The 26304-nt window shown below is 49.2% G+C and carries 24 protein-coding genes; 21 read left to right on the top strand and 3 right to left on the bottom strand.

The window, feature by feature from the left end; translation table 11 throughout:
- The first annotated feature begins 35 nt into the window (after positions 1-35).
- The 18 genes from FO446_RS20755 (at position 36) to FO446_RS20670 (ending at position 18301) form a co-directional block, all read left to right on the top strand.
- Entirely contained in the window at positions 36-1931 is a 1896-nt protein-coding gene (locus FO446_RS20755; protein ID WP_237898960.1) for a polysaccharide biosynthesis protein, read from the top strand.
- Complete coding sequence (locus FO446_RS20750) at positions 1928-3016, top strand: LCP family glycopolymer transferase (protein ID WP_237898958.1); 1089 nt, start codon at positions 1928-1930, stop codon at positions 3014-3016. Before FO446_RS20755 ends, FO446_RS20750 begins: the two co-directional genes overlap by 4 nt.
- Positions 3009-3761, top strand: a complete 753-nt coding sequence (locus tag FO446_RS20745) for a YveK family protein (protein ID WP_173610931.1) — start codon at positions 3009-3011, stop codon at positions 3759-3761. Before FO446_RS20750 ends, FO446_RS20745 begins: the two co-directional genes overlap by 8 nt.
- Positions 3736-4431, top strand: a complete 696-nt coding sequence (locus FO446_RS20740; RefSeq protein ID WP_173610932.1) for a CpsD/CapB family tyrosine-protein kinase — start codon at positions 3736-3738, stop codon at positions 4429-4431. Before FO446_RS20745 ends, FO446_RS20740 begins: the two co-directional genes overlap by 26 nt.
- 23 nt (positions 4432-4454) lie before the next feature.
- A complete protein-coding gene (locus tag FO446_RS20735; protein WP_173610933.1) occupies positions 4455-5852 on the top strand; it encodes a flippase in 1398 nt (465 codons plus the stop codon).
- Positions 5853-5867: 15 nt separating this feature from the next.
- On the top strand, positions 5868-6695 hold the full coding sequence (locus FO446_RS20730) for a CDP-alcohol phosphatidyltransferase family protein (protein ID WP_237898957.1): 828 nt from the start codon (positions 5868-5870) through the stop codon (positions 6693-6695).
- The gene (locus FO446_RS20725; protein WP_173610935.1) at positions 6640-7356 is read left to right on the top strand and encodes a phosphocholine cytidylyltransferase family protein; all 717 of its coding nucleotides are present in this window, start codon (positions 6640-6642) and stop codon (positions 7354-7356) included. The genes FO446_RS20730 and FO446_RS20725 overlap by 56 nt, the downstream gene beginning before the upstream one ends.
- Entirely contained in the window at positions 7357-8559 is a 1203-nt protein-coding gene (locus FO446_RS20720) for an O-antigen ligase family protein (protein WP_173610936.1), read from the top strand.
- Positions 8519-9757 carry a glycosyltransferase family 4 protein gene (locus FO446_RS20715; protein WP_229088241.1) on the top strand — a complete coding sequence of 413 codons (1239 nt, stop codon included), beginning with the start codon at positions 8519-8521 and terminating at the stop codon, positions 9755-9757. Before FO446_RS20720 ends, FO446_RS20715 begins: the two co-directional genes overlap by 41 nt.
- On the top strand, positions 9724-10734 hold the full coding sequence (locus tag FO446_RS20710) for a polysaccharide deacetylase family protein (RefSeq protein ID WP_173610938.1): 1011 nt from the start codon (positions 9724-9726) through the stop codon (positions 10732-10734). Before FO446_RS20715 ends, FO446_RS20710 begins: the two co-directional genes overlap by 34 nt.
- On the top strand, positions 10718-11365 hold the full coding sequence (locus FO446_RS20705) for a sugar transferase (RefSeq protein ID WP_173610939.1): 648 nt from the start codon (positions 10718-10720) through the stop codon (positions 11363-11365). Before FO446_RS20710 ends, FO446_RS20705 begins: the two co-directional genes overlap by 17 nt.
- Positions 11334-12362, top strand: a complete 1029-nt coding sequence (locus FO446_RS20700; protein WP_173610940.1) for a GNAT family N-acetyltransferase — start codon at positions 11334-11336, stop codon at positions 12360-12362. The genes FO446_RS20705 and FO446_RS20700 overlap by 32 nt, the downstream gene beginning before the upstream one ends.
- Complete coding sequence (locus tag FO446_RS20695; protein WP_173610941.1) at positions 12362-13534, top strand: DegT/DnrJ/EryC1/StrS family aminotransferase; 1173 nt, start codon at positions 12362-12364, stop codon at positions 13532-13534. Before FO446_RS20700 ends, FO446_RS20695 begins: the two co-directional genes overlap by 1 nt.
- Positions 13527-14798, top strand: a complete 1272-nt coding sequence (locus tag FO446_RS20690) for a type III PLP-dependent enzyme domain-containing protein (RefSeq protein WP_173610942.1) — start codon at positions 13527-13529, stop codon at positions 14796-14798. The genes FO446_RS20695 and FO446_RS20690 overlap by 8 nt, the downstream gene beginning before the upstream one ends.
- Positions 14799-15758 carry an ATP-grasp domain-containing protein gene (locus FO446_RS20685; protein WP_237898956.1) on the top strand — a complete coding sequence of 320 codons (960 nt, stop codon included), beginning with the start codon at positions 14799-14801 and terminating at the stop codon, positions 15756-15758.
- A 308-nt stretch (positions 15759-16066) separates the two neighbouring features.
- Positions 16067-16924, top strand: coding sequence for a putative RNA methyltransferase (locus tag FO446_RS20680; RefSeq protein WP_237898954.1), 858 nt, complete (start codon positions 16067-16069; stop codon positions 16922-16924).
- A 133-nt stretch (positions 16925-17057) separates the two neighbouring features.
- A complete protein-coding gene (locus FO446_RS20675) occupies positions 17058-17810 on the top strand; it encodes an RNA polymerase sigma factor (protein ID WP_237898953.1) in 753 nt (250 codons plus the stop codon).
- A gap of 77 nt (positions 17811-17887) precedes the next feature.
- On the top strand, positions 17888-18301 hold the full coding sequence (locus FO446_RS20670) for a VOC family protein (protein WP_237898952.1): 414 nt from the start codon (positions 17888-17890) through the stop codon (positions 18299-18301).
- Between the two features lie 145 nt (positions 18302-18446).
- On the opposite strand, the gene FO446_RS20665 is transcribed toward FO446_RS20670, so the two are convergent.
- Together FO446_RS20665 and FO446_RS20660 are read right to left on the bottom strand one after the other, a co-directional pair.
- The gene (locus FO446_RS20665) at positions 18447-20705 is read right to left on the bottom strand and encodes a M56 family metallopeptidase (protein WP_173610947.1); all 2259 of its coding nucleotides are present in this window, start codon (positions 20703-20705) and stop codon (positions 18447-18449) included.
- Positions 20706-20741: 36 nt separating this feature from the next.
- Positions 20742-21152: a BlaI/MecI/CopY family transcriptional regulator gene (locus FO446_RS20660; protein WP_173610948.1), complete on the bottom strand. Its 411-nt coding sequence runs from the start codon at positions 21150-21152 to the stop codon at positions 20742-20744.
- Positions 21153-21426: 274 nt separating this feature from the next.
- On the opposite strand from FO446_RS20660, the gene FO446_RS20655 reads away from it, so the two are divergent.
- Complete coding sequence (locus tag FO446_RS20655) at positions 21427-22005, top strand: TMEM175 family protein (RefSeq protein WP_173610949.1); 579 nt, start codon at positions 21427-21429, stop codon at positions 22003-22005.
- Positions 22006-22105: 100 nt separating this feature from the next.
- Here the strand turns inward: FO446_RS20655 and FO446_RS20650 are convergent, their stop codons facing one another.
- Positions 22106-23335, bottom strand: coding sequence for a leucine-rich repeat domain-containing protein (locus FO446_RS20650; protein WP_370648031.1), 1230 nt, complete (start codon positions 23333-23335; stop codon positions 22106-22108).
- Between the two features lie 565 nt (positions 23336-23900).
- On the opposite strand from FO446_RS20650, the gene dpaL reads away from it, so the two are divergent.
- Positions 23901-25145: a diaminopropionate ammonia-lyase gene (gene dpaL, locus FO446_RS20645; protein ID WP_237898951.1), complete on the top strand. Its 1245-nt coding sequence runs from the start codon at positions 23901-23903 to the stop codon at positions 25143-25145.
- On the top strand, positions 25142-26302 hold the full coding sequence (locus FO446_RS20640) for an ArgE/DapE family deacylase (protein WP_237898949.1): 1161 nt from the start codon (positions 25142-25144) through the stop codon (positions 26300-26302). The genes dpaL and FO446_RS20640 overlap by 4 nt, the downstream gene beginning before the upstream one ends.
- Positions 26303-26304: the final 2 nt, after the last annotated feature.

Raw genomic sequence — 26304 nt, 5'->3', positions numbered from 1 at the left:
ATTCTTTGAATAAAGATCACCTGGAGCGGATGAATATGAGCTACCGGAAGAGAAGATTCTGGTTAAGCTTATCGGACGCAGGAATTATCAGCTTGGCTGTCTGGTTAGCCTGCCTGGTTCGATTTGATTTTTCTTTCACGGAGATAAGCGAATATCAACCTATGTATTTGATGATTGGCCACGTACTGTTCGTCGTGACAGGCATGCACTTTGCTCAACTCTATCGACCTGTTTTCCGCTATGTCAGTGTTCGCGAGCTGGTCTCGATCATTTTTGCCACGAGCTTTTCCGTTTTGGCGCTCTACCTGGTACTCAAAATGACGTACCTGCTTGGTTGGTCTATCCGATTTCCCACCTCACTCTTTCTGATGACGCTAGCCTTTGTTTTGCTCGGCATCACAGGCTCCCGGTTTGTCTGGAAGTGGTGGAATGAAGAGCGGGAGAAAAGAACGCAGGAGCGCAGGCGCACATTAATTATCGGGGCAGGCAACGCAGGTGTGCTCGTAGCCAGAGAGATGAAAGCCTCGCCTTTGTCGGAGCTGCGTCCAGTGGCCTTTATCGATGATGAGCCCAGCAAACAAAATCTGCGCGTGTATGGCCTGCCCGTTGTAGGGAATCGGGCTGATATCGCCCGTGTCGTGCAACGACTTTCCATTTCAGACATCGTGATTGCCATGCCATCCGCTTCCCGACAGACAATTAAGGAGATTTTCGACATTTGCAAAACGACGAGAGCAAGCGTCAAAATTTTGCCGCACGTAGCCGACATCATTAATGGAAAAATCACGATGAACATGATTCGGGATGTAGCGTTGGAGGATTTATTGGGAAGGGAGCCTGTTCAAGTCAATCTGGAGGAGATTACGGGATACTTGCGACAGCAAGTCGTACTTGTGACAGGAGCAGGCGGCTCTATTGGGTCGGAACTTTGCAGACAGATAGCTAGATTTGGACCAAGGAAACTTCTTCTCTTGGGGAATGAAGAGAACGGGATTTTTGAAATGAGCCTGGAGCTCTCGCGTTTGTTTCCTGAGCAGGAGACAGTCAGCTTGATTGCAGATATTCGTGACAGACAAAGAATTGCTTCGATTATGCATGAATATCGTCCCGCCGTTGTTTTTCATGCGGCAGCCCACAAGCATGTGCCGTTAATGGAGAACAACCCGTGTGAGGCATTAAAGAACAACATTCTGGGTACGAAAAACGTAGCGGAATGCGCACTGGAAACCAGCGTCTCTCATTTCATCCTGATCTCGACGGACAAGGCAGTGAATCCAACGAGTGTGATGGGTGCCACGAAAAGGATCGCCGAGCTTTTGATCCAGGGGTATAACCATTTCGGACTTACCCGGTTTGCGGCTGTTCGTTTTGGAAATGTCCTGGGGAGCAGGGGGAGTGTCGTTCCCGTTTTTCTCAATCAAATCCGGGCAGGTGGACCGATTACTATTACACATCCAGATATGGAGAGATTTTTCATGACCATTCCTGAGGCTGCCCAGCTCGTCATCCAGGCGGGAGCACTCGCTCAGGGAGGGGAGATCTTCATTCTCGATATGGGGAAACCGGTCAAAATTGTCGATATGGCCCTCGACCTGATTCGCTTGGCAGGCTTGGAGCCGGGTAAGGATATTTCGGTTGTATTCACAGGAATTCGTTCGGGTGAGAAGCTGTACGAAGAAATTTTGACGGCGGAAGAAGGCTTGTCGTCTACTTGCCATAATCGCATCTTCATAGGCAAGCCGCTCGATTTTTCCTGGAATGAGCTCTTGGCAGGGATCGCCCGGTTGGAGCAAATTGCAGACAAGGGAGCGACGATGGAGGACAAACAATCCATTATCGAGATTTTGCAAGGGATCGTTCCAGGCTATCAATCCACTTCTTACGTGAAGGAAGAGTCTACGCCAGTCCCTTATCCAGTGGCAATCGGATGAGCGTCAGCAAATGGAAGGAAAAGATCGCCACGATTAAGTGGAAGCGGATGCTTGCATGGGGAGGATTGATTTGTCTCATCGGCTTGAGTGGTTATGGTGTGTACGTCTATCTGTCGTTAAAAGAAACCGCCAGCAAAATGTACCTCCCTGTCCGCACGCAGAAATCTGTGGAGATACCTGTAGCGACTGAACCAGCATCTGTGAGACAAACACCGGCTTTAAATTCCCAAGGTGCAACAACACCACTTGCGGCTGAAGTGGAGAACTCCGCTATCTTGCCCAAAGAACCGATCACCTTGCTGCTTCTAGGCGTTGATGAGAGAGAGAATGACAAGGGACGCTCAGATGTCATCCTCGTACTCTCCGTCAACCCGAAAACGAAATCTGCGCTGCTCATCAGCATACCGCGTGATACGCGAACCGCTATCGCTCACAAAGGTACTCAGGATAAGATCAATCATGCCTATGCATTCGGCGGCGTACAGCAGGCAGTAGACACCGTCGAGCAGTTTCTCCAATTTCCCATTGATTACGTGGTGACCGCAAATATGGAAGGATTCGCAGGTGTGATCGATGCGCTGGGCGGAGTGGAAGTCAACAACAAGCTTGCCTTTACTTATGCCGATTACACCTTTCCGGTAGGTCCCATCCAGTTAGACGGGAAGCAAGCCTTGGTCTACGCTCGCATGCGCTACGAAGATCCGAGAGGCGACCTCGGGCGCAACGAAAGACAGCAGGAAATCATCAAGGCATTGCTGGATAAAGGGGTAACTCTTGCATCGCCTACCCGATTGAATGATGTCCTTACGACGATGGGGAAATACGTGAAAACGAACATGACCTTTGATGTGATGAAACAGCTTGCCCTAAGCTACAGCACGGCAGTTACCTCCGTCGAGACGATTCGTTTGGAAGGAAAGGGTCAAATGATCAATGGAATCTACTACTATATCGTCAGCCCGCAAGAGCGTGAGAGATTGACCGAGAGTCTTTCAACTTTTCAAAAACAAATCGAACCTCCCGTACAACTGCCGAAAGAAGGAAGTGACAGCATGGCGGGGCAAAGGGGGAAGCAGGATGAATGAGGAGCTTAATCTTCGTGAAATACTCTTGATGTTGTTGAAGCGATGGAAGCTGATCCTTTTGATTACTTCTTTGTGCACCATCGGAACAGCGCTCGTGAGCTTCTATTTGCTGACACCGATTTATCAGGCTAAGACGGAAATATTAGTGAATCGCTCGCTGGATTCAACCGTAGAGAGCATGCTATCTGTCGCAGAAATTGATTCCAATCTGAAATTGATTGAGACCTACCGCGTCATTATTGAAAGTCCACGGGTGATGGAACGCGTGCTCGAAGTGATCGGGGCCGGCGCTACGATGGAGGATCTGCTTCTTCAAACGAAAGTGGAGCCAGTCAAGGACTCGCAGGTCATTTCCATTACGGTAGAAGACCCGGATCAGGGCAGAGCTGTGCTCATCGCCAATACCATCGCGAAGACCTTTCAGGAAGAAGTCGTCAAAATGCTTAGCATGAACAACGTGCATATTTTGGCGGAAGCCCGAAACAATCCGGCGGCCATTCCCGTGAGCCCAAAACCGATCCTCAATTCGGTGATCGCTTTTGTCCTCGGGTTGGCAACATCTATGGTCGTCGTCTTCTTGCTTGTGCAGATGGATACTCGACTTCAATCGGAAAAAGAAGTGGAGGAGTTTTTAGGTTTACCTGTACTGGCAACGATTGCGGTGATTGACAAAAAAACACGGAAGGCATTTCGCCAGCCCAAGGTGGAGGAAGTGAGGAATGAGTATGAGAAGGCAGAAGCCTGATGATCGTTATCAAAAGCTGATCGCCCATTGGGAGCCGCTGTCTCCGCTGGTAGAGGGCTACCGTACTCTTCGCTTGAACATTCAGTTTTCCATGGGCGACAAGCTGATGCAAACGATTTTAGTCACCAGTCCAGGGGCTTCTGAGGGAAAAACGATCACCGCTGCCAACCTGTCCTTGATGATGGCAAAGGATCACAAGAAAACGGTGCTGCTTGATTTTGACTTGCGCAATCCCCGGGTGCATTTCACCTTTGATATGCCGAATCTGTACGGGATCAGTTCTTACTTTTCGGATATGTGCCAGATTCCCGATATCATCCAACCGTCTGGGGTATCAGAGTTGTCGATCATTACAGCAGGGCCGATCCCGCATAATCCAGCGGAAATGCTCGGGACGCCACGGCTCTTGGAATTGATGGACTATCTGCGCCACAACTACGATTTTGTGATTGTCGACAGTCCGCCACTAATCGTAAGCGACGCAATGGTGCTGGCGAGGGAAATGGACGGCTGTGTCATGGTTGTGGATGCAAGCAAGACGAAGCGGGATTCTGCTGTCAAGGCGGTAGAGCAGTTAAAAGCAGCAGGCGCCAACTTGCTCGGTGTTGTTCTCAACAACAAAAAGGTAGGAAAGAGAGAAGGGTACTACGGATACGGGTACAACGCATAGCAGAAAGTGGGGCGTTTGTAGACATGCATGCCCTCAAAATAGCTTGGCAACGACAATGGAGCCGTCTCAATAAAGATCGCGACGTTCACGAAGTGATTCGCGGCTCGGCCTTCACGTTTTTGTTTCGGCTCCTTGGCTTCGTACTGCTCTATCTCTTGCAGTTCTACATTGCCAGAGAGTATGGAGCCGAGAGCCTGGGCATCTATTCGCTGACGATCACCCTGATGAACATCGGAATGGTGCTGGCCGTTTTGGGGACGGATACAGCCATCATCCGCTTTCTCTCGGAGTTTCGTGCGAAAGGCTCACTTTATCAGATTTCCGAAGTATTCAACAAAGTAGTGCTGTGGGCTACGCTGATTTCGATTGTGCTTGGGGTACTTTTGCATCTGTTCTCAGAGCAGGTGTCCGCCTACGTGTTTGCAGGGGAGCTGCCAGCAGAGGCACTAAGAGTCGTCGCGTGGATGCTTCCGTTTGTGTCGCTCGCCAGGCTGTATGCATCTGCATTTCGGGCACTGCATCGGGTTGTCATCTCGATCACTGTCGATATCGTCGGTATGCGTTTTCTGCACTTGGCGTTTCTCTTCATCGCCATTCCTTTTTTCGAACCCAGTACGATGCTCTTGATTCAACTGCTCGCAGCTGCTGTTATCTTGAATGCGGTCTATGGGATGGGGCAGTGGTATGCGACGAGCCGAGGATTTCGTAGCGGTGTACAGCCGACTGCGGGAGAGCCCGGTGTTAGGTTGAGGGAAATTATTGCAGTCGCACTCCCGATGTATCTCAGTGCGTCGATGGAATTGATTATGACGTGGACAGATATGATCATGCTGGGGATTTTTACGGACGCCAAAACCGTCGGAGTATACAGTGTGGTCATTCGTCTGGCAATGGTGACGGGCTTTGCGTTGATTTCCATCAATACGATCCTCTCTCCGAAGTTTTCTGAGCTGTACGCACGTAATGATATGGACGGCTTGAAAAAGATGATTGCGTTTGCCAATCGGCTCATTTTCTTCACCTCTGCTCCTCTCAATCTGCTAGTGGCGCTATTCGCCGTTCCGTTGCTCACTTTTTTTGGCGAAGAGTTTGCCAGTGAGAGCCTCGTCCTAGTGATTTTGTGCATGGGGCAGTTTGTCAATTTTTGCACAGGGAGTGTTATCCCCTTATTGACGATGACCGGGCATCAGAAAACGGCCCGCAATATTCTTGTCTGTTCAGCTGCACTAAACATAATCGGAAACGCTTGCCTCATTCCGCTGTATGGAATTATCGGGGCCGCCATTGCTACATCAATCAGCCTGATCTGTCGAGATCTTTGTGCTTCGTATTGGGCATCCAAATATTTTGGATTTCGCACGTGGTATATCCCGTTTTTGTCCGAAAAATATTCCGTCTCGCTCCAGGAGACGAGGTCATGAAGAAGGTGGCTTACCGTGAAGGATGAGCTGTATCCGTCTATGTTTTGGGATAGTGAAGAGACACGCCATTGCCGTCTGCAGGTGCAGAAGCCGTGGAGCAGGGAGGAATTTTGGTCGTACTACTTCACTCGTCGCATCTCCATCTACGTGAGCTTATTGCTGACCCGAAAAACACGCATTTCCCCCAACGCGATTACAATGGGGGGGATTGTTGCCGGGCTCCTAAGCGCTGCAGCATTTATGTATGGAACGGCGGCATCCTTTCTGCTCGGCTGCTTCTTCTGTCAGGTGTGCTACTTGGCGGATTGCGTCGACGGGGAAGTGGCCCGCATGCGCAACCAGAAGAGCAAGGGAGGAGAATGGCTGGACATCGGGCTCAACTATGCACTCTACCTGGTGTCATTCGGTGTGGTATACGGCATCATCAATTATCACGCGATGTTGGGGCCGTGGTTGCTTTATTTGATTCTGCTGACGATTTTTGCAGAGATTTTGGCGACGAATGGCTCCGATCTCGTCTTTAGTCAAGGGAAAATCTCTCACGAAACAGTCTCTATGAGAAAGCGCAGCAAATGGATCGATGCTTTTGTCTTCCTTTTTCTTACCCAAACGGGCTATCAGTTGGGCGTGCTCGTTACCGCGTTCCTGTGGGCAATCAGCGGTCAGATGCTATTTTTGCTCCTATGGACCTTCTACCACCTGTTCGTCGGACTGGCCAGATCGATGTACAAGCTGAAGCTGAACATCAAATACGTCATGCCATCTCTGAAAGAAGGAGGGGAGTCGGATGAAGGCACTGCTCATGGCAGCAGGTCTCGGGTCACGAATCAACGAGCAAATTGACGGTATTCCCAAGTGTACAGTGGACATCGGAAACCAGGCGCTCATTGAAAATACGATAACGGAGCTAAGGCGCCACGGAATTGATGAGATCGCGATGGTGGTGGGCTATCGAGCCAACGTGATTACCCAGTTGCTCGGAGATGAACCGATTCGTTTTTATCACAACCCTTTTTATGATCGGACGAATAGTATGGTGTCCCTCTGGTTCGCCCGCGAGTTTTTGCAAGGAAGCGACTGCTTGCTGTTGAACGCCGACGTTTACTTTGAGTCGAAGGTACTGGAGGTCGTGTTGCAAGAGACCAGATGCCCTGTCATGTTTGCTGATCCAGTGCGTCGCTATGAGGGGGATTATAAATTTGGCTATGAAAACGGACTCTTGCTCCGCCATGGAAAGGAGCTCTCACTGGAAGAGACAACTGGCGAATACGTTGGAATTGCCAAGCTTCAAGAGAGCTTTCTGCCAATATTTTTGCGGCGAGTACAAAGGTTGATTCAGGAGAAGCAGTATGATTTGTGGTGGGAAAATGTCCTCTATTCTTTTTTGGGGGAAAGGAATGTGTATGTCGCACAAATACCATCGGGATTGTTTTGGGCAGAGGTTGATACGTGGGAGGATTATCGGCGAATCCTGCAATTCACCAACCATCTGGCGCACAGGTAAATGATGATCAAGGAAAAGCTCTCACCGGACAAGATCCTTCTTTTGCTATATGTGGTACTTAAGCCCTTCTACTTCTTCCCAAGTGGCAATCCGCAAATCGCCGATTTTATTATGCTGATCTTGATCGCCTACAGCTTCTTGTTTCGCTTGGGGCGGGTCAACCGCAGACTCGGATTTTTTCTCTTCCTTACCCTTCTGTTTTTGTACGACATTATGATGGTGAACGGCATATGGGCGATTGCACTCGGCGGGGAAATGGATGTATTCAGCTCGACCAAGTGGTATTTGTACAACGGAGCCGTGATGCTTGCCCTGGTTATTTTGTTCAGGCGCAACCCGCAAGAGTACGTCAAATGGGTCTTCCTGGCTACGTCCACTTCCTTGCTCGTTCAGGCATTCATTCTCGTGTCAGGACTGTCACCGGATAGTGACGAGTTCAGGCAGTCCTTGTTCTTCAACAATCCGAACCAGCTCGGCTATTTTGGGCTTCTGTGCATGGGGATATGCCTGCTGTGTGCCCGCTTCGTATCTGTGAAGACCATTCCTCTCTTTGTTGCGATCGGCACGGCGTTTAGCATCATTGCAGCGTCCCTGTCAAAAGCAGCGATCATTAGTGCCGTAGGGATGTACCTCGTTTTTTTGCTCCTCTCGATCAAAGAACGCACGGGCTTGTTTTGGATGAATCTCCTTTGCGTGCTCGTCTCGTCCTTCACTGTCTTCTTCATCTATTTGTACACCAACGAAAACGTGCTGAGCGATGCTTCTATTTACACACAAATCGAAGAACGAATGGTCACACTCGGCGAAGATTCGGATGACAATTGGGCAGCGCGGGGCTATGACCGGATTGCCAACCATCCGGAGTACATTTTGTTCGGAGCAGGGGAAGGGATGTACGAGCGATTTAACAGCAGCATTTCGTTGGAACTCCATTCTACCTTAGCCAACCTGTTCTTTTCCTACGGCGTAATGGGCACGGTGTTGTTCATTCTCGTGATTTATGGGGCGGTTCGTGGGCATCGATTGGTTGCTTGGTATCCGCTTTTTTTCCAAATTTTGTACGGACTCACTCATAATGGAATTCGCGAAACGTTTTTCTGGATCATGCTCGCGCTGTATTTTGTGACAGCCGAAATCAATACGCGTCAGATCAAAAATGGCGGTGATCTGCTTGAAAAAAATCTTACAAGTATGCGCAATTGACCGCTCTGTAGAAAGCTTGCTGTTTCCCCTGATTGAAAAGCTGATGGGTGAAGGCTACGAGGTGCATACCGCGTGTTCGGATACAGGGCGCTTTGATGTGCTAACAGCAAAGGGATTGACGCTCAGAAGTATCCCCATTAAGCGAAAGATCGACCCGATTTCCAATCTGGTCACGATTGGGGCATTGTATCGGTTAATGAAAAGGGAGAAGTATGATGTCGTGCATGTTCATACACCGATCGCTGCTGTTCTCGGGCGTGTGGCAGCAAGGTTGGCAGGAGTGCCGCATGTCATTTACACAGCACATGGCTACTTCTTTCATGAGGGCATGAGCAAAAGAACGTATCGGATGTATTACACGCTGGAAAAATGGTTTGCCCGGCATATGACTGACTATCTTTTGCTTCAAAGTCGGGAGGATTACGAGTTGAGCGTGCAGGATGGCTTCTCCTCTCAGGCGGAGCGGATTCTGCATATTGGCAACGGTGTTGATCTCACAGAACGCTTTCACCCGCGACACGTTACGAGAGAAAAGGTCCAGTCCATCAAGTCCTCACTGGGGCTGCGGGATGATCATGTGGTGATCACCTATGTAGGACGTATGGTCTCGGAGAAAGGAATTTTTGAGCTGTTGGAGGCCTTTCGCAAGCTGGCGGGCGAATTTCCACGTCTGCGCCTCTTGTTGGTGGGGGACGTGTCTTCCAGTGAACGCGATCAGCGGGGGCAAAACTTCGTGGAGCTTTGTCGACAGCATCCGCAAATCATTTTGGCTGGATTCCGCACAGACATCCCGGAGTTGATGGCCACCAGTGATATTTTTGTCCTTCCTTCTCATCGCGAAGGGCTGCCTCGATCCATCATTGAGGCAATGGCGATGGCAAAACCGATCGTCGCCACGAATATCCGTGGATGTCGGGAAGAAGTCAGAGACGGGGTCAACGGATTTTTAGTAGAACCAAAACAGATATGTCCCTTGTATGCAGCTTTAAAAAAGCTCGTAGTGGATTCGAGACTCAGAGAAGCATTCGGGCAGAACAGCCGCAGTATCGCGCTTGAGCACTTTGATGAGCGAACGGTCCTCGCGAAGCAGGCGGCGTTATTTGCCCAACTGACTGGTCAGCTGAGAGAAGAAAGAGAGCAGGAGAAAGGAGGCAGCGGAGAAGATTGGACAAGACGGGAGCATTCGTCATTTCCCTAGACTTTGAACTTTACTGGGGCGTCCGAGACAAGAGAACCATTCAGTCCTATGAGCAAAATTTGCTAGGCGTTCGTCAAGTGATCCCCGCACTTTTGGAGCTGTTTGCCAAGTATGAAATGCACGTCACCTGGGCGACTGTCGGTTTTTTGTTTTGCGAGTCGCGCAAGGAGCTGGCAAGTGTCGTCCCATGGCATCTCCCGGCGTATGCCGATGAAAAGCTGTCACCCTATCCCTATATGGACACAGATGCGATCGGAGAGCATGAGCAGGTCGACCCGTATCATTTTGCTCCTTCCTTAATCAAGCTGATATCCTCTTACCCGCATCAATTCATCGGAAGCCACACCCTTTCCCACTACTATTGTCTGGAGCCGGGACAGACTCCCGAAGCTTTTGCTGCTGACCTTGATTCTTTTCATCGAGTGACTCACAAAAAAGGATACTCCCCTACCAGCATCGTTTTTCCGCGAAATCAGGTACAGCCTGCCTATTTATCTTTGTGCAAGAAAAAGGGGTTTCGTTCCTATCGCGGCAACGAGCAGTCTTGGATGTATCACACACAAGGGGCTGCCGAAGAGACATTGTTCAAAAGAGCCATGCGACTGATGGATGCGTATGTGAATCTCTCCGGTCATAACAATTATGTTTCATTGCAGCGTAGTCCAGAGGGAATGGTCGATGTTCCATCCAGTCGGTTTTTGCGTCCTTATCATCCTCGACTACAGAGGTTGGAAAAATGGCGCATGAAAAGAATCAAACGCGACCTGACTCATACGGCAGAGCACAATCGCTTGTACCATCTATGGTGGCATCCGGAAAACTTCGGGAACCACATGGAAGAGAATCTGTCCTTTTTGGAGGAAATCCTCCAGCATTACTCCATGTTACGCGAGAGGTACGGCATGCAGAGCCTCAGTATGGAGGAAGCGGCAGCGAAGTGGAATCAACAGGAGGTGCGGCATGAAGTCCTTGTTTGATCGTGGCGTATCCTTCCTGATGCTCGTCATGCTGTCCCCGCTGATTTTGCTGGTGAGTCTGCTCATCCGTTGGAAGCTGGGGTCTCCGGTTTTGTTTGTACAAGAGCGACCAGGTTTGCACGGAAAACCTTTTTTTATCTACAAATTTCGCACGATGACCAATGAGCGTGATGAGAGTGGAGTGCTTCTCTCTGACGAGCAGCGGCTGGGTTCATTCGGAACGCTTTTGCGCAAGTATAGCTTGGATGAATTGCCACAACTATGGAATGTGCTTCGCGGTGAAATGAGCCTCGTAGGGCCGAGACCGCTACTGATGGAGTACTTGCCGTTGTACACGCCGCGGCAGTTAAAACGACACGACGTAAAGCCGGGGATTACAGGCTGGGCGCAGGTCAATGGAAGAAATGCGATTGACTGGGAGCAAAAGTTCGAGCTGGACGTCTGGTATGTAGAAAATGGCAGCTTTTTACTGGATATGCGGATTATCGGTCTGACGATCAAGCGTGTTTTTCAATCGACAGGCATAAATCAACTGGGCAGCGTCACGGTAGAAGACTTCAGAGGGAGTGAAAACACAGAGCGCGCTGGGAGGGAAGCATGTGAGCCTGATCGTACTGTCGGAACAGGATGATTGGACCGAATATTTGCGACGGTTTTTCAAATTAGACGTGTCCTACACGAAAGAATTTGTGCAGCTATACGCCAAAATGGAGCAGGGCACGCCAGAAGCTGTCTTTTTCAAGAGTGGGGAGAACGAGGTTTTCTACCCGTATTTGGTCAGACGTCTGGATGGGTGGATTCCCGGCTATGCGGATTTGGTTTCGATTGGATACGGAGGGCCATTTGTCGTGGGAGGACAGACGGCTGCCCGATTGTTCCAGGAGCAATTCCACGTCTACTGTCGGTACAAAAACTATCTGACAGAAACGGTCCGCTTTCATCCGTTGCTGGGAAATGCGGAGCTGTTTGCGGATCAAATGCGACTGGATTTGGTGAGGATGGTAACGGCTGTCGATTTGCGCCCCACACTTTCCTACATTCGTGCTCACTATACGCAAAACGTCGGACGAAATATCAGGAAGGCCGCGGCAAACGACGTCCGGGTTACATTGGGCGGAACCGATTGGCTTCCTTCTTTTATCCAGCTGCATCGGGAGACGATGGACCGTAATCAAGCCGCGGCGATCTATTACTATGCACCTGAATTTTTTTGGGGACTCATGAAAAAAACAGAGCTGTGCAAGCCGCGGCTTCTGCTTGCCATGCATGAGGATCGGCCGGTGGCGGGAGTACTTTTGCTCAGTGGAAATCAATTCGCCCATTATCAGCTAGGGGCATCCCATACGGAAGACATGGCGCTTGGCGTCAACCACCTCCTCTTCGACGCCATGATCCAGCAGGCAAAGCAAGATGGAGCACAGCTACTTCTCCTTGGAGGAGGGAATTTGGATGGGGATGGCTTGTTCCGTTTCAAGTCCTCGTTTGCAAACGGCAATCATTTTCCGTACTGGATGGGCAAAAAAGTTCACGATGAGGAAGTGTATCTGGCTTTGTGCCAAAAACTACAGGTCGATCAGGCTGGCGAGCAAGATTTCTTTCCTGCCTATCGCAATGGAGGGACGTCGTAATGAGTGCGCAGCAGCGGATTTTTTTATCACCGCCACATATGGGGGAGGATGAGCAGGAGTTGGTGGCAGACGCCTTTGCCTCCAATTGGATTGCACCATTGGGGGAACACGTCGATGCTTTTGAGCGGGAGATTGCCCAGTATGTCGGCGTAAAAGCTGCGCTGGCTGTATCCTCTGGAACGGCTGCTATCCATCTCGGCCTTAGGCTAGCCGGTGTGGCTCCGGGTGATACGGTGTTTTGCTCCAGTCTCACCTTCGTCGCCAGTGCCAATCCGATTCTGTACCAGGGAGCGACTCCAGTATTCATTGATTCCGAGGAAGGGTCCTGGAATATGTCTCCGCAGGCATTAGAGCGAGCCTTGCAGGAAGCTGCAGCAGCGGACAAGTTGCCCAAGGCGGTCGTCATCGTCAATTTATATGGGCAGAGCGCAGATATGTGGCCGTTGATGGCGCTTTGTGAGCAGTATGGGGTGCGCGTGGTGGAAGATGCAGCAGAATCGTTAGGAGCTGTATACAAAGGGAGAATGAGCGGTGCCTTTGGTCATGTTGGGACTTTTTCATTTAATGGCAATAAAATCATGACGACTTCAGGTGGTGGAATGCTCGTCTCCGATGACGTTGAGGCGATTGAAAAGGCGCGCTTCTGGTCGACGCAGGCGAAGGAGCCAGTGAGGCATTACCAGCATGAAGAGATGGGCTACAACTATCGGTTGAGCAACGTACTGGCGGCAATTGGCCGGGGGCAGCTGCGCGTCTTGGAGGAGCGAATCGAGGCAAGGCGAGGGATTTATAAGCGTTATGAACAAGCCCTCGGACAATTGCCTGGCATTTCGTTCATGCCCGAGCCGGCGACAGGGCGATCCACCCGCTGGCTAACGGTGATGAGACTGAATCCAGCTGACACGACACTCTCTGCTGCACAATTGATCGATGCACTGGGTAGAGAAAATATCGAAGCCCGTCCCGTGTGGAAGCCGATGCATCTACAACCGTTGTTCGCACAATGCCAATACTATCCGCACCAACCTGATGAGAGTATATCAGATCAGCTGTTTGCCGAAGGTGTTTGCTTGCCGTCGGGTTCCAGCTTGACTGCTGAACAACAGGAGCGGGTCATCGGTCTGATCATGAGCTGCCTCCTGAACCAGGAACGGGGGGTGCGCCATGTATAGTTATGAGCAGCTAGAAAAATGGCGTAGCCTCTGCTCGTCTTCTTATTACGTGCTGGACACCGTGAAGCTCTCCGAGAACTATCGTCGTTTCCAACGGGCTTTTACCCAGCGGTATGAGCATGTAGTCGTCGCGTATTCGTATAAGACCAATTACTTGCCGTTTTTATGCCAAAAGCTGCATCAGCTAGGGGCGCATGCTGAAGTCGTCTCTCGACTGGAATACGAATTGGCACGGAAACTCGGCGTCGACCCTGCGTCCATCATTTTTAACGGCCCGCTCAAAACGGAAGAGGACATTCATTTTGTCTTGGAGCAGGGGAGCCTGATCAATCTGGATTCTTTTTCGGAAATCCCGTGGGTGGTGGCCTACGCCAAGCAGTATCCCGAGCAGACGTTTCGGATCGGGCTGCGGATTAATGTGGATTTGGCCAGGGGTGGCGTGAGTCCTCTGCAAAATGGGTACGAGGTCAGCCGATTTGGTTTTTGCGTCGAAAACGGCAATTTGGAAAAAGCCCTGAGTCAATTGGCTGTCGCCCCGAATGTGCATGTAGTCGGGTTGCATGGACACTTTTCCACCAATCGCAGTGTCGGTGTGTATCGCCAAATTGCGCGCTATTTATGCCGTTTGGGAAAACAGCATTTGGGTGAGCGGCTTGCTTTTATCGATATGGGAGGCGGATTTTTTGGCGAGCTCCCGACCTCATTCGGGATGACGGCTGCACCAACCTTTGAGGAGTACGCCGAAGCGATTACGTCAGTCATGAAGGAGGAGCTGGCAGAGCTGGATCACGCTCCGTTGCTGATTCTGGAGCCGGGTATTTCACTTGTGGCAGATGCCGTTGATTTCGTTTGCCAGGTCATCGATGTAAAAGAAAACAGAGGAGAGCGATTTGTTCTCGTGGATGGCAGCATTCACAATGTCAAGCCGACGATGCACGCGCACCCTTTGCCAGCCCGACATGTGTGCAACCGCAAGCCAGTTCCCGAAGCGAGCTATCATGTCGTCGGGTATACGTGCATGGAAAAAGATTATTTGCTTCAAAGCTATACGGGACCTTTGCCTGATAGCGGGGATTATTTTGTCTTCGGACACGTAGGGGCGTATACGCTTGTCTTTAATCCACCTTTTATTCGGGAGAGGCCGCCGGTTCTCGCTATCGATGGAAAAGATACAGTCATTGTCAGGGGAAAAGAGACTCTCCAACAATTCATACCCGAATCGGTTTATCGTTTTCACGTTGACAAGCAGGGGGTCGTGAACTGAATGAACGTACTTGTGACCAGTGTAGGCAGACGAGTCAAGCTGCTCCACTATTTTGTACGCGAATGGGGTGACACTGGCAAAATCATCGCAGTCGACTGCGATCCGACAGCCCCGGCCCTGTACGCTGCCCATTATCATGAGCAGGTGCCGCGTATCGACGATCCTGGTTATCTCGATGCCCTGCTGCACATTTGCCAACGCTACGAGATCAAGGCAATCCTCTCTTTAATAGACCCGGAGCTGACACTGTTGGCTGCATATGCAGATCGTTTCTACATGCAGGGCATCGAGGTGATCGTGTCCGATCGGGATGTAATCCAGATGTGCTTGGATAAGATGGCTACGTATGATTTTTTGTCCGCGCATCAGATTCCCGCCATTCCCACCTTTACAAAAGTGGATGAGGTACAAGCAGCGCTTACAGCAGGGCAGATTACATATCCATTGATTGTCAAGCCGCGGTATGGAAGTGCCAGTTTAGGCATCACACGTGTGGAGAATGATCAAGAATGGTCCATGCTCATGGAAAACACGGAGGATGTCGTCATTCAACCGTTCTTGCAGGCAGAGGAGTACGGAGTGGACGGCTATGTGGATCTGATCTCGGGGGAGCTGGTGACACTATTCACCCGCAAAAAGCTGCGTATGCGGGCAGGGGAGACGGATCGCTCACTCGCGGTAAAAGATCCGCGTCTGCTATCGCTAGCGAAGGAACTGATTCGTGTCCTGGAGCCGCGAGGGCCCATTGACATCGATTGTTTTTTGGTGGGAGATCAGTACGTTGTGTCGGAGATCAATCCCCGCTTTGGCGGAGGGTATCCGCATGCTCACGAAAGCGGAGTGAACAGCGTCCGTGCGCTTCTCCAAAACATAAAGGGTCTGGTGAATGTACCAAAAGTAGGGGAGTACAAGGAAGGAAGCATCATGATGAAATACGATGAGGTCATGCTTCTGGAGTGAAGGGAAAAAAAACCTCAGAAGCGGGAAAGGGCAGGGAAGCGAAAAACAAGATAAATATTGCGTACCTGCCCCATATTGTACAGTGGCTGTATTGCTGAAATGTGCTACAATTGTAGCTGAGCGTCCACGTGATGCCTACTTAATCAAAGTGCAGGAGTGTTACAGACCATGATCATCCAGTTCATTCGTTATCGGTAATGTGAGGTACAGCTCAACAGAATCCCGCATTTTTTGAAAATGCTTGGGGTTTATTTGACTGTGCCTTTTTTCATTCACCGAAATACGAATGAATGGGGTGCTTTTTTTTGATGTCTACAGCTATCTCCCAGCATGTGGGGATTTTTCGTTGTCCAAATTGCCAGGCAGCTATGCGCAACGTACCTGTCACCAGCTTGGTATGCAACAATCATCATTGCTTTGATTTATCCAAGCACGGCTATGTCCACTTGGCTACGCGAACCTACAAAACAAAGTATGACAAGCAATTGTTTGCGGCGAGAAGGGCGATCATGGAGCAAGGCTTCTTTGATCCTTTGTATGACGTATTGAGCGAAGTCATCCTGCATAGGACAGACGCTGAGGAAAGCCAGATGTACGTGCTGGATGCAGGATGCGGCGAAGGCTATCATCTGACACAGGTTCGGCAGAGAGTGATGCAAACAAGCAAAGTCCCATTTGTCGGAGTGGGTGTCGATCTCGCCAAAGAGGGGGTTATGCTCGCGGCGAAGAGCGATCCAGAAGTAGTTTGGTGCGTTGGCGATTTGACAAATGCGCCGTTTGTCGACAGACAGTTTTCATGCATTTTGAATCTATTATCTCCATCCAATTCGGATGAGTTTCATAGACTCCTGGCTGATGATGGAAGGATGATCAAAGTCATTCCGGAGGCCAACTATTTGCGAGAGCTACGAGAAGCCTTGTATCAAGAGACTCCCAAAACACAATATAAGAATACTCGTACGATCGAGCACTTCAAAACCAGCTTCCAGCTAATTGGTAAGGAACGGGTTCAGTATCAGTTCCGACTGGAGGAAGAGCGTCTTGTTTCCCTGCTTCAGATGACTCCGTTGGCGTGGGGAGCGACACCTGAGCAATTGGAGCGAGTGTCTGACTTGGCAGGAGTGGATATGACGATAGACTTACTTGTATTGATTGGCAGGAAATAAAGCAGCGACTGTCCTGAGCGGGAAAAATCCGTTGGGACAGTCGCTTTCCTATTTGTAGATGGTCGTTGTTGACAGCGTTCTTTATTTTTTTGAAAATAAGCATGAATACTCAGAAAAGTTTCGGAGGGATAGTATGGGGGCTGATCAGGATAAGGCTTCCTTTTTGCGCGTAAATCCTTTCCTTGCGGATATCCAAAAGCATTGCTTGTCCCTCACGAAAAACGAGTGGGATGCGCAGGATCTCTTCCAGGAAACATTGACGAAGGTGTATCGTTCCTTGCAGAAGACTCCAGACAGAGAACTAACCAAGGCATTTTTGAAGCAAATTGCTACGAATGCTTGGATCGATCATTGCAGGAAAGTAAAGGCGAATGAGCATCCCGCCTTGTTTGATGAAGCGATCTATCTGCATCAGTCCAGTGTATCTGATGCGTTTGTGCAGAGAGAGGTGTTCGAGCAACTGGCGGATCGACTAAATGCCAGACAGATGGTGCTGATTCTCATGATGGACATTTTTTCGTTTACGGCGCAGGAAACAGCCACATTGCTCCATACGACCGTAGGGGCAGTGAAGGAAGGAGTGAAGAGGGCACGCCAGCGCTTGTTCGTGTTGGCAGAGCAATCCAGACAGGGAGAAAGCCCATCCCACAAAAAGAAATTCGACAAAGCTGGACGTCGTGATTCATCCGGCTTTGTATCAAAAGAAGGGTTCGAGCAATTTTTGTCTGCCTTTCGTGCAGGGGATGCCTACGCGATTTGTCAAACGTACCTGCGCCTCGCAAAACTGGGCGTGAGCGTGGAAAAGGTTTCGGTAGCAGGTGATCGCCTTTTCTTTGCGGTTCGTGACCCGGATGGACATTTGCTGCATTTTTTTCAGAAATGGTAGAAGTACCCGTTTCTTTTTGTTCTTTTCTTTCGTTCATGAGGGTGAAAATACATATTTGAAAAAAGGAGCGAACACAAATGAGTATTCATGTGCGTAATTTTGCGGTTGTACAGCTGCCAGTCAAAAACTTGGAGGTATCCATAAAGTGGTATCGCGATGTGCTCGGTATTCCGTTCACGTTTGAATATTCACCTGGAGACAATGAGGCTTGGTTGAACGTAGGCGGAGTAGGTCTCGGACTCATTCGTTGCCCGGAGGTTCCGCGATTGGACTTTACCGATATGGCCGGACAAGCCCAGCCGATCATCTCCTTGCAGGTAGACCAAATCCATGAGGTTTATGAGGAGTTGAAAAGCAAAGGAATCGAAGTAAGTGAAATGACGTATAAGCGAGGCGGAGGCTACAGCTTTCGATTTCGTGATCCAGATGGGCATTTGAACCACCTATGGGGTGGCTGGCCTTCTGTTGAGGATGAAGAGAGAAACGCATAGAAAGTGGTAGCTTTTAAGCGTTTTTGATTCCCCCGTTAACAACCGTACTTTTTGAAGGATGCCACTCCCAGAACAACTAGGCTTGCTCCTGGGGTGGCATCCAAAATCATTTTCCCTTCTACCGCACAGTACTAGTACGTCCTTACTACTTCAAGTTCTGAAAGTCCACCGCTTTTTGGCTCATCAGGTAGGAAACAATCTCCTCCTCATTGGACACTTCGTCCATAAACGTGACTTTGAAACAAACGTCATTTTCTCTCCAGAAATAGGAGATGAGAGTTGGATCCTCTGGTTTGCTCGCCTCTCCAAAACGCTTGTATTTCGCCGTTTTGAACACTTCATTTCCAGCGATTTTCAGCATGTTTACCTTAACTATGTGCTTATCGTCCATACCGAGGTGAAATGCTACATTTCCATCCTTTTTCATATCTTCGTATATTTTTGTGTCTTTGATTTGATCAAATGAGATTCTATTTTCTCCGCTCAATCTTTTGTTTTTCTCAGCAACATCGTAGTAAATCCCAAGGTACATAGTCTTATAATCTTCCTCATTTGCCGGCATGCTGAAATTTACTTTTGAGCTTATATCTGCTGCTGTACCTTTGAACTGTCCCGGCAGCTCCAAAGGAAATTTAGGAGTAAACCCTATAGCTTTTGAGCCGTGCTGTACATCTTCCGTATCATATAAGCCCAAGACGTAACTGGAATAGCCTACATAACGTTCTTTCATCGCTTGATCCGGGTATTTCACATTCGAGATCATTTTCACAATGTCTTCTTGAGGATCGCTAGCGAAACTACTAATGTTATACTGTATTCCGTTATCTTGCCATAGATAGTAAACGTAGTTAATGTTGTTTTCTTCACCGGAGTGTTCGCTATTAAAAGTCACTTTCATTACAGCTAGCCCTTGGACATTTAAATTTTGCTTCGCTATTTTTTGTTCCCCATATCCCTTTTTTTGTTCATCTACGATTATTTTGTAAGCCGCCTCCAATCCTTTTAGTCCGCTCCTTGCAGAAAAACGCACATATTTGGATGATGGACCTCTTTTTCTAAATTCAATCTGAACGTGCGTTTCTTTATTGGTACGCAACTTTTTCTGATCGATATACATCCCTCTAAACTCATAGTCCATAGCAAGCACATCAGGAACTTTAAAATCAAAACCAGTTGTCTGTATTCCTTTTGACAAACGGTCGTATGTTCGCTCATCCGAGTCAAATAAAAATCTAGCCTCTTGCCCTGCATTAGCTTTATCGGAGGCGACTGGCTGGGCGGTGCTCCCCACCTTCACCGCGGCATTCGTAAGGGTCACCGAACTCATCAAAGCTACACACAAAACGGCAGCAACCGAAAGCTTGTAAGATCCTGCTTTAAAGCTTTTTATCATCTGAATTCTCCTTATCAGTTGATTCTTGTTATTTGCTTCGTTAAAGTGAAGCAAGTGAAGCTGCTGGCGGTTGGCAGAAAAACGCTGCAAAAATTGAATAATCGTCATCCCGTAGGGCACAGACTCATCTTCACCCAGAACGTTCAACACATAAGCGTCACACGCAAGCTCCCGGTCGGCTTTCATCTGTTTTACACACAACCAAACAAAAGGGTTCATCCAGTGAATGGCCAGAGCAAGTAGACTCAGCAGATTCCACGCGATGTCTTTTCTTTTGTAGTGGGCAAGCTCGTGGGAGAAGACGTGGGTAAGCGCAGAGGCGTTCGATTCCTTGCATATCTCTTCGGGACAGTAAATCCATGGATGGATCACCCCGGAGATATGCGGACTTTTTCTATAGCTTCCTGAATAGATAGGGATTGGTTTGGTGATGCCAAATCTTTTTCGGCAATCATCTAGGATGGAAATGACTTGCGGGTCGGTTTCGATCTTGAGGCTGCTCATTCTGCTTCTGGTTCGCAACATGTAGGCACACATAAATCCAAGCAGTGAAAAACATCCCACAAGCCAAACGATGGCTGCTATTTTTACGCCAAGGATGTGATTGTTCTCGACAGGGTCTGGATCGATTTTGATTTGGTGGGATAGGGAGGGATCCAGAAGTTTTTGATTTTCTGGCTGGTTTGTCTTATTATTTTGAGGTGAGTTTGTTTGTTTGCTGTTTTGCTCTATCTCTTTTTGTGACGCGTCATTCGCAACAGGGGAGTGGGGGGAAACAGCATTTTTTATGCTGTCTACGCCTACTTGCCAGATATTGAAGATGCTTACCGGACTGTTAGGGAGAAAAGGGAACAGAAGCCGTATTAACACAATCAGCCAAAGTGCGTGGTGAAGTCGAGCACTTATTCGGTGATGAAAGATTTTCTTGGTGGCTATCACCATCAAAGCGACGAGGCTAGCTCCAATGGTGGCATCAAAAACCCATAAAAAAATATCGCATAGCATATCCATGCTTTCTACCTCTTTACAGTGAGATCTGCTGCTTTGTCATTCTTCACATCTGTCATCGCCTCTTTTGTCCTTGTCTTTCTGCTTTTCATTCAGAATCTTTTGGAGATGCTCGATATCCTTCTGGGACAACTTGACGTCTTCTAAAAAATTGGTCATCATCATGTCTGCCGCCCCGCTAAAGACTCTTTTCAAAAACGACTGGCTCTCTGCCTTGATGCATTCTTTTTCGGAAATCAATGGAAAGTACTTATAACTTCTTCCTGCTTTTTCAAAACCGATCACCTTTTTCTTCAAAAGTCTGTTGATAAAGGTACGAACGGTTTGATCGGTCCACTCGATTTCATCAGGCAAGAGGAGTGCGATATTCTCGGCGTTTATCGGGTTGTTCTTCCAAATAATCTTCATGATTTCCCACTCTGCTTCAGAAATTTTCGGGAGATTGTGCATGTACTCACCTCCTAATCCATCTTTTGATTTACAGATGTAAATATAATCTGTCGGGTTAATATTACAAACGTAAATGAAAAGTGTCAAGAAATATTTTCCATTCATAACCACAGGTTGTTATTTACATACGCATGGCTCAGCTGCGGTTCAATTCGGCCAGAAACGCAAGGGAATGTTCGCAACAATTGTGCTTGACATTATGCAGAACATATAGAATAACTACAAATATCTATCAATCAACAAATTACGTAAAGAGGAAACAGGTGATCACCAAATGAGAGCAAACCGGATGGAAGCGTTCAGCGATGGCGTACTGGCGATTATCATTACGATCATGGTGCTAGAATTCAAAGTACCGGAAGGCCAAGACTGGTATTCGTTAATTGAATTAGGACCAAAAGTGCTTAGCTACATCTTCAGTTTTGTTTATGTCGGCATCTACTGGAACAACCATCACCATCTGCTGCACATGATTCGAACAATGAACGGGCGGCTAATGTGGCTCAACTTGATATTGCTTTTCTGGCTATCCCTTATTCCCTTCACGACCGCCTGGATGGGGGAAAGTCATTTTGCTCCCGCCCCGATGGCATTGTACGGGATCGTTCTTCTGCTTGCAGCTACTTCTTACAGGTTTCTCCAGCTCGCAATTATCAGCCAGCATTCTGGCGATTCCGTATTCGTAAAGTCAATGGGCCGAGACTGGAAGGTGAAAGTATCTCCTTTTCTCTACTTGCTCGCAATATTGACCGCGTATGTGGGTCCGTGGGTTTCCGGTTTCTTTTATGTACTCGTTGCTGTGATCTGGGTCGTGCCGGAAAAGCGAATCGAGCATATCTTGAGAAGCGAATAATTGTGCCTAAAAAAAGCCTCCAAACCGGAGGCTTTTTTTCAAAAATAGGTTCCCGCAAAGGATGGTCTTAAACCTTGTTAGTAACATTGCTTCACTTTCATCAGTAATCGCGTGCGGCGTCGAACCAGCGTTGAGCCATTTCCTCCGTAATAGGCTGGCCGATTTGGTGGTCAGACTGGCTTAGTTGCCAGACAGCTTCACCCAGGTCATCTCGTTCGATGGTTTCGATACCTTTGAGGGTGTTAAAACGCACGGTAAAGGCCGTAAAGGCTGCCTCCGCATCAGCAAGGCTGCGGGCTTGCGCCAAGGCCGCTTGTGCAACGTCATAGGCTTCATTAGCCAGCTTGGCCAGACGTTTCGGCCAGGACGAAAATGGGCGGCCAAACTCGGTCGTCCACCACTCGGGCTTCCGTAATTGGCTCACGGAAGCGTGGCCAGTCCATGGGCGGGTGTTGGCTCGGGCTTTCATTTGCTGCCTCAGTCGCTTGCCTGTAATCTCTTCCACGTTAAAGGCGATAAATCTGTCAAGCAACGGCCACACATTTAATGGCGGCAGGTCACCTAGATCAGGCATGAAGCGGAGCTCCAAATTTGTTAACTGCGTCTGACGAGCTAACAGCTCCAAGTCGCAGAAATTGCCCCACAAGCTCAATGATGTAAGATTTTGAAATCTCTCTAAACACGTCAGCGAGACAGGCTGCGCCAGCGGTTCGTTTCGAAGTGTCAGGCTCGTGACCTGGTGCAGCTCGCCCAGATCGGGTAGCAAGACGGGGGCATGATTCTTGCGGCGGCTGGTTCGCGGCTTGAGTGTCAGGGAGTATGGCATGTCGCCATTGACAGAGAAGCGTGATAGATCTCCAGCCACACTCAGACGGAAATATTCAGAGACTTGGCGTTTCGGGAGTTTCAAATGCAAACAGCTTTCAAACTGGTCCAGTTCGATATGCAAGCTGTGCAATTTGGATTGGCTGGCGTCAACGACCATGTCTTTTGACAGGATCGGAACCCATGCCATTTCTTCAATGGGGCGTTCTTTGGCCCAGTCGAAGAAGCCCGCGTCGCTACCTGTGTAGTACAGAAACCGCGGCCAGGGAGAGCCAGCTGGTGTGGCAAAGGAATCGAATATGTTCCAATTGATGGGCACATAGGGATCGACGTGCAAATCTGCCTTATTGCCCAATTGTGAGGGTCCAATGGAGAGACTGCCTACGCCGGGCTTGATAACAAGTGTATGGCTGTGAGGGCCAGTCAGGTCGATGGGATATCGACCATCTTCTCTTATAGAACCAGCAGGAGAACGAACTTGCTTATGATTTGTCATTTCCTTCATCCTTCCTTCTTAACTCCTGACTTCTGCGCTATGTATCAATACATCTCAATACCTTGGAGCTTAATAAAAATATAGCATAGAAAGCCAAGTTGATTTTGTAGTTGCTGTAGTGGAGAGAAGAATATTTCCAGTCTACGCTCCGGGCTACGTCCTGCTGGGAAGTGGGGACTGTCCGCTCCGCAGCGATTTGCGGGGAAATGCAAAAGTGGTAGCCGCTTCGTAGCGTGGGCACGTTGCATTTCTGTTGTCCGCAAATCACTGCGAAGCTGTCCAATGATTCTCAATCTTTAAAAGCCACTTGAAACTACATCCGCTCGCAAGGAAACAGGAGAAATAAGCGAAGATCCTGGTGACCCAAGAAGCTGGAGCGTTTTCTTCTGTTTCCTCCCACCACAGCAGTCGGGATAAAAAGTCTCAAAAAAAGACTAAAAGTATCAAAATGATACGATTTCATCTCATTATGATACGATTCCCACCAAAACAATAAGCCACCCACGCCTCCCACCGTTGGCACGATCCTTGCTCTATCATTCAGGATGAAACCAACGGAGGAGGTACACATCAAATGGATAAACGTAATCAACCACCAATCTACGTCGTAAAAAATAAGAGAAAAAATAGCGAGAGTTCTCGCATTCCTACCTATTTGACCACAATAGAATCCCGTTTTGCCAAAGCTTTTCACCAATCTCTCGCAAACTACGAGCCAACTCCCCTTGTTACATTGCCTGCACTGGCACGTGAGCTGGGGGTAGGACAGGTACTTGTAAAAGATGAGTCCGAGCGATTTGGTCTCAATGCTTTTAAGGTTTTGGGAGCTTCTTACGCGATGGCGCGTTTTTTGTGCGAGAAGCTGGGGAAATCGACAGAAGACATGACTTTTGAAGCACTGTGCTCCCAAGAAGTGAAAGAGCGAATTGGAGAAGTCACCTTCGTCACTGCAACAGATGGCAATCACGGACGGGCCGTTGCATGGGCTGCGAAGGCGCTCGGACAACATGCCGTTGTTTATTTGCCCAAAGGCTCCACCCAGCAACGGGTAGATGCGATACGCGAGGCCGGCGCAGAAGCTCACGTGATCCATGGAAACTACGATGAAGCCGTGCGACTCTCAGAACAAATGGCCAAAGAACGTGGTTGGCAAGTGATTCAAGATACAGCATGGGAAGGCTACACGACTATTCCCATGTGGATTATGCAGGGCTATACGACAATGGCAGCAGAGGCTATGGAACAACTCTCAGCCCTTACTGACGCCAAACAGCCGACGCATCTTTTCTTGCAGGCTGGTGTCGGTTCCATGGCTGCCGCAGTCTTGGGACATTTCGTAGCGGCGCAAGTAAACAAAGACCTAACAACCGTGATCGTAGAGCCACATAGCGCCAATTGCATGGTCCTCTCAGCAGAAGAGAACGACGGACAGCCACATACTGCTACGGGAGAGCTAGGAACCATCATGGCAGGTCTGGCATGTGGCGAGCCGAATCCGATGGCATGGGAGATCTTGCAGGAGCATGCGGACTTCTTCGTTAGCTGTGCCGATTATGTGGCTGCAAACGGCATGCGTATACTTGCGGCACCGATTGGAACCGACCCTTCTATTGTAAGCGGGGAAAGTGGAGCAGTCGGGGTAGGGCTACTCGCTGCCTTGATGAGCAAGCCAATGTATCATCAACAGCGTGAGCAGCTCGGCTTAGATGAAAATTCCGTTGTTTTATGCTTTAGTACGGAGGGTGACACGGATCGGGATATCTACAAACGCATCATCTGGGAGGGCGCATGCCGGGAAGAGGAGGGTCTGACAAAATGAACGTGACGATCAATCGAGATGAACTGATTTCATTCGTACAGGATTTGATACGCATTGATTCGGTGAATCCATACCTGGACGAGGATGGCCCAGGCGAAAAAGCGATCGCCGCTTTTATTCGAGAGCGTTTGGAGGCGGCTGGACTGGAGGTTCGCGTCACGCCTATTAGCGACACAGCGGTCAATGTCGTCGGGATCCTACGGGGAACGGGCGGCGGCAAATCCTTGATGCTAAATGGACATATGGATACGGTAAGCGCCAAGCGTATGGAGATTCCGCCGTTTGAGCCTACCCTTGTGGACAACAAAATTTTCGGCAGAGGCAGTCAGGACATGAAGGGCAGTCTGGGGGCCATGATTGCCGCAGTAGAGGCGATCGCACGAGCAAAGGTTCCAATGGCAGGAGATGTCATTTTGACTTTTGTCGCTGACGAGGAGTATAAAAGCATCGGCACGGAGGAGTTGGTAAAGGCGTACAAAGCAGATGCAGCGATATGCTGCGAGCCTTCCGATCTGGCGATTGGTGTCGTACACAGAGGTTTTGCCTGGGTCAAATGCGAGGTGCTGGGCAAGGCAGCTCACGGAAGCCGTCCATCAGAAGGGATTGATGCAATCGTTCGGGCGGGCAGAGTCCTGCAAGAGCTGGAGCGCCTCTCGGACAGGTTGGCTCAAGGTCCCGCTCATCCGATTCTCGGTGCGGCATCTGTCCATGCATCACTCATTCAAGGAGGAACGGAGCTGTCCACCTATCCAAACTATTGCCGGATCGACTGGGAGAGAAGGACGTTGCCGGGCGAGACAGAGGCAGACATTGCCAATGAAATAGAAGCATTACTTCAGAAGCTGCGCGCAGAAGATGAGACGTTCCAAGCAAGCGCCGAGCTGTCATTTTTGCGGGAGCCGTTTGAAGTCGGGTTAGATGAGCCTGTTTATATAGCCCTTCAGGGAGCGTGTAAGAGTGTGACGGGAAAAACACCCGAAGTGTGCGGATTCTCGGGTTGGACGGACGCAGCATTGTTGCAGGAAGCGGGAATCCCTACAGTTTTGTTTGGACCAGTGGGAGCTGGGCTGCATGCGGCAGTCGAATATGTAGAGGTGGATAGCTTGGTAGACATGAGTGCCATCTTGGTGGAGACAATTTGCGATTTTTGCCGGTAAAA

Source organism: Brevibacillus brevis (assembly GCF_022026395.1).
Classification (GTDB): domain Bacteria; phylum Bacillota; class Bacilli; order Brevibacillales; family Brevibacillaceae; genus Brevibacillus.
Note: the sequence above shows the minus strand (reverse complement) of the source record. Positions and strands in the feature narration are given on the sequence as shown.

Bases quoted from the DNA above. Each gene is read 5' to 3' on its own strand.
- FO446_RS20755 (WP_237898960.1), top strand. From the start codon at position 36: ATGAGCTACCGGAAGAGAAGATTCTGGTTAAGCTTATCGGACGCAGGA.
- FO446_RS20750 (WP_237898958.1), top strand. From the start codon at position 1,928: ATGAGCGTCAGCAAATGGAAGGAAAAGATCGCCACGATTAAGTGGAAG.
- FO446_RS20745 (WP_173610931.1), top strand. From the start codon at position 3,009: ATGAATGAGGAGCTTAATCTTCGTGAAATACTCTTGATGTTGTTGAAG.
- FO446_RS20740 (WP_173610932.1), top strand. From the start codon at position 3,736: ATGAGTATGAGAAGGCAGAAGCCTGATGATCGTTATCAAAAGCTGATC.
- FO446_RS20735 (WP_173610933.1), top strand. From the start codon at position 4,455: ATGCATGCCCTCAAAATAGCTTGGCAACGACAATGGAGCCGTCTCAAT.
- FO446_RS20725 (WP_173610935.1), top strand. From the start codon at position 6,640: ATGAAGGCACTGCTCATGGCAGCAGGTCTCGGGTCACGAATCAACGAG.
- FO446_RS20720 (WP_173610936.1), top strand. From the start codon at position 7,357: ATGATGATCAAGGAAAAGCTCTCACCGGACAAGATCCTTCTTTTGCTA.
- FO446_RS20705 (WP_173610939.1), top strand. From the start codon at position 10,718: ATGAAGTCCTTGTTTGATCGTGGCGTATCCTTCCTGATGCTCGTCATG.
- FO446_RS20695 (WP_173610941.1), top strand. From the start codon at position 12,362: ATGAGTGCGCAGCAGCGGATTTTTTTATCACCGCCACATATGGGGGAG.
- FO446_RS20690 (WP_173610942.1), top strand. From the start codon at position 13,527: ATGTATAGTTATGAGCAGCTAGAAAAATGGCGTAGCCTCTGCTCGTCT.
- FO446_RS20685 (WP_237898956.1), top strand. From the start codon at position 14,799: ATGAACGTACTTGTGACCAGTGTAGGCAGACGAGTCAAGCTGCTCCAC.
- FO446_RS20680 (WP_237898954.1), top strand. From the start codon at position 16,067: ATGTCTACAGCTATCTCCCAGCATGTGGGGATTTTTCGTTGTCCAAAT.
- FO446_RS20675 (WP_237898953.1), top strand. From the start codon at position 17,058: ATGGGGGCTGATCAGGATAAGGCTTCCTTTTTGCGCGTAAATCCTTTC.
- FO446_RS20670 (WP_237898952.1), top strand. From the start codon at position 17,888: ATGAGTATTCATGTGCGTAATTTTGCGGTTGTACAGCTGCCAGTCAAA.
- FO446_RS20665 (WP_173610947.1), bottom strand. From the start codon at position 20,705: ATGGATATGCTATGCGATATTTTTTTATGGGTTTTTGATGCCACCATT.
- FO446_RS20660 (WP_173610948.1), bottom strand. From the start codon at position 21,152: ATGCACAATCTCCCGAAAATTTCTGAAGCAGAGTGGGAAATCATGAAG.
- FO446_RS20655 (WP_173610949.1), top strand. From the start codon at position 21,427: ATGAGAGCAAACCGGATGGAAGCGTTCAGCGATGGCGTACTGGCGATT.
- FO446_RS20650 (WP_370648031.1), bottom strand. From the start codon at position 23,335: ATGAAGGAAATGACAAATCATAAGCAAGTTCGTTCTCCTGCTGGTTCT.
- dpaL (WP_237898951.1), top strand. From the start codon at position 23,901: ATGGATAAACGTAATCAACCACCAATCTACGTCGTAAAAAATAAGAGA.
- FO446_RS20640 (WP_237898949.1), top strand. From the start codon at position 25,142: ATGAACGTGACGATCAATCGAGATGAACTGATTTCATTCGTACAGGAT.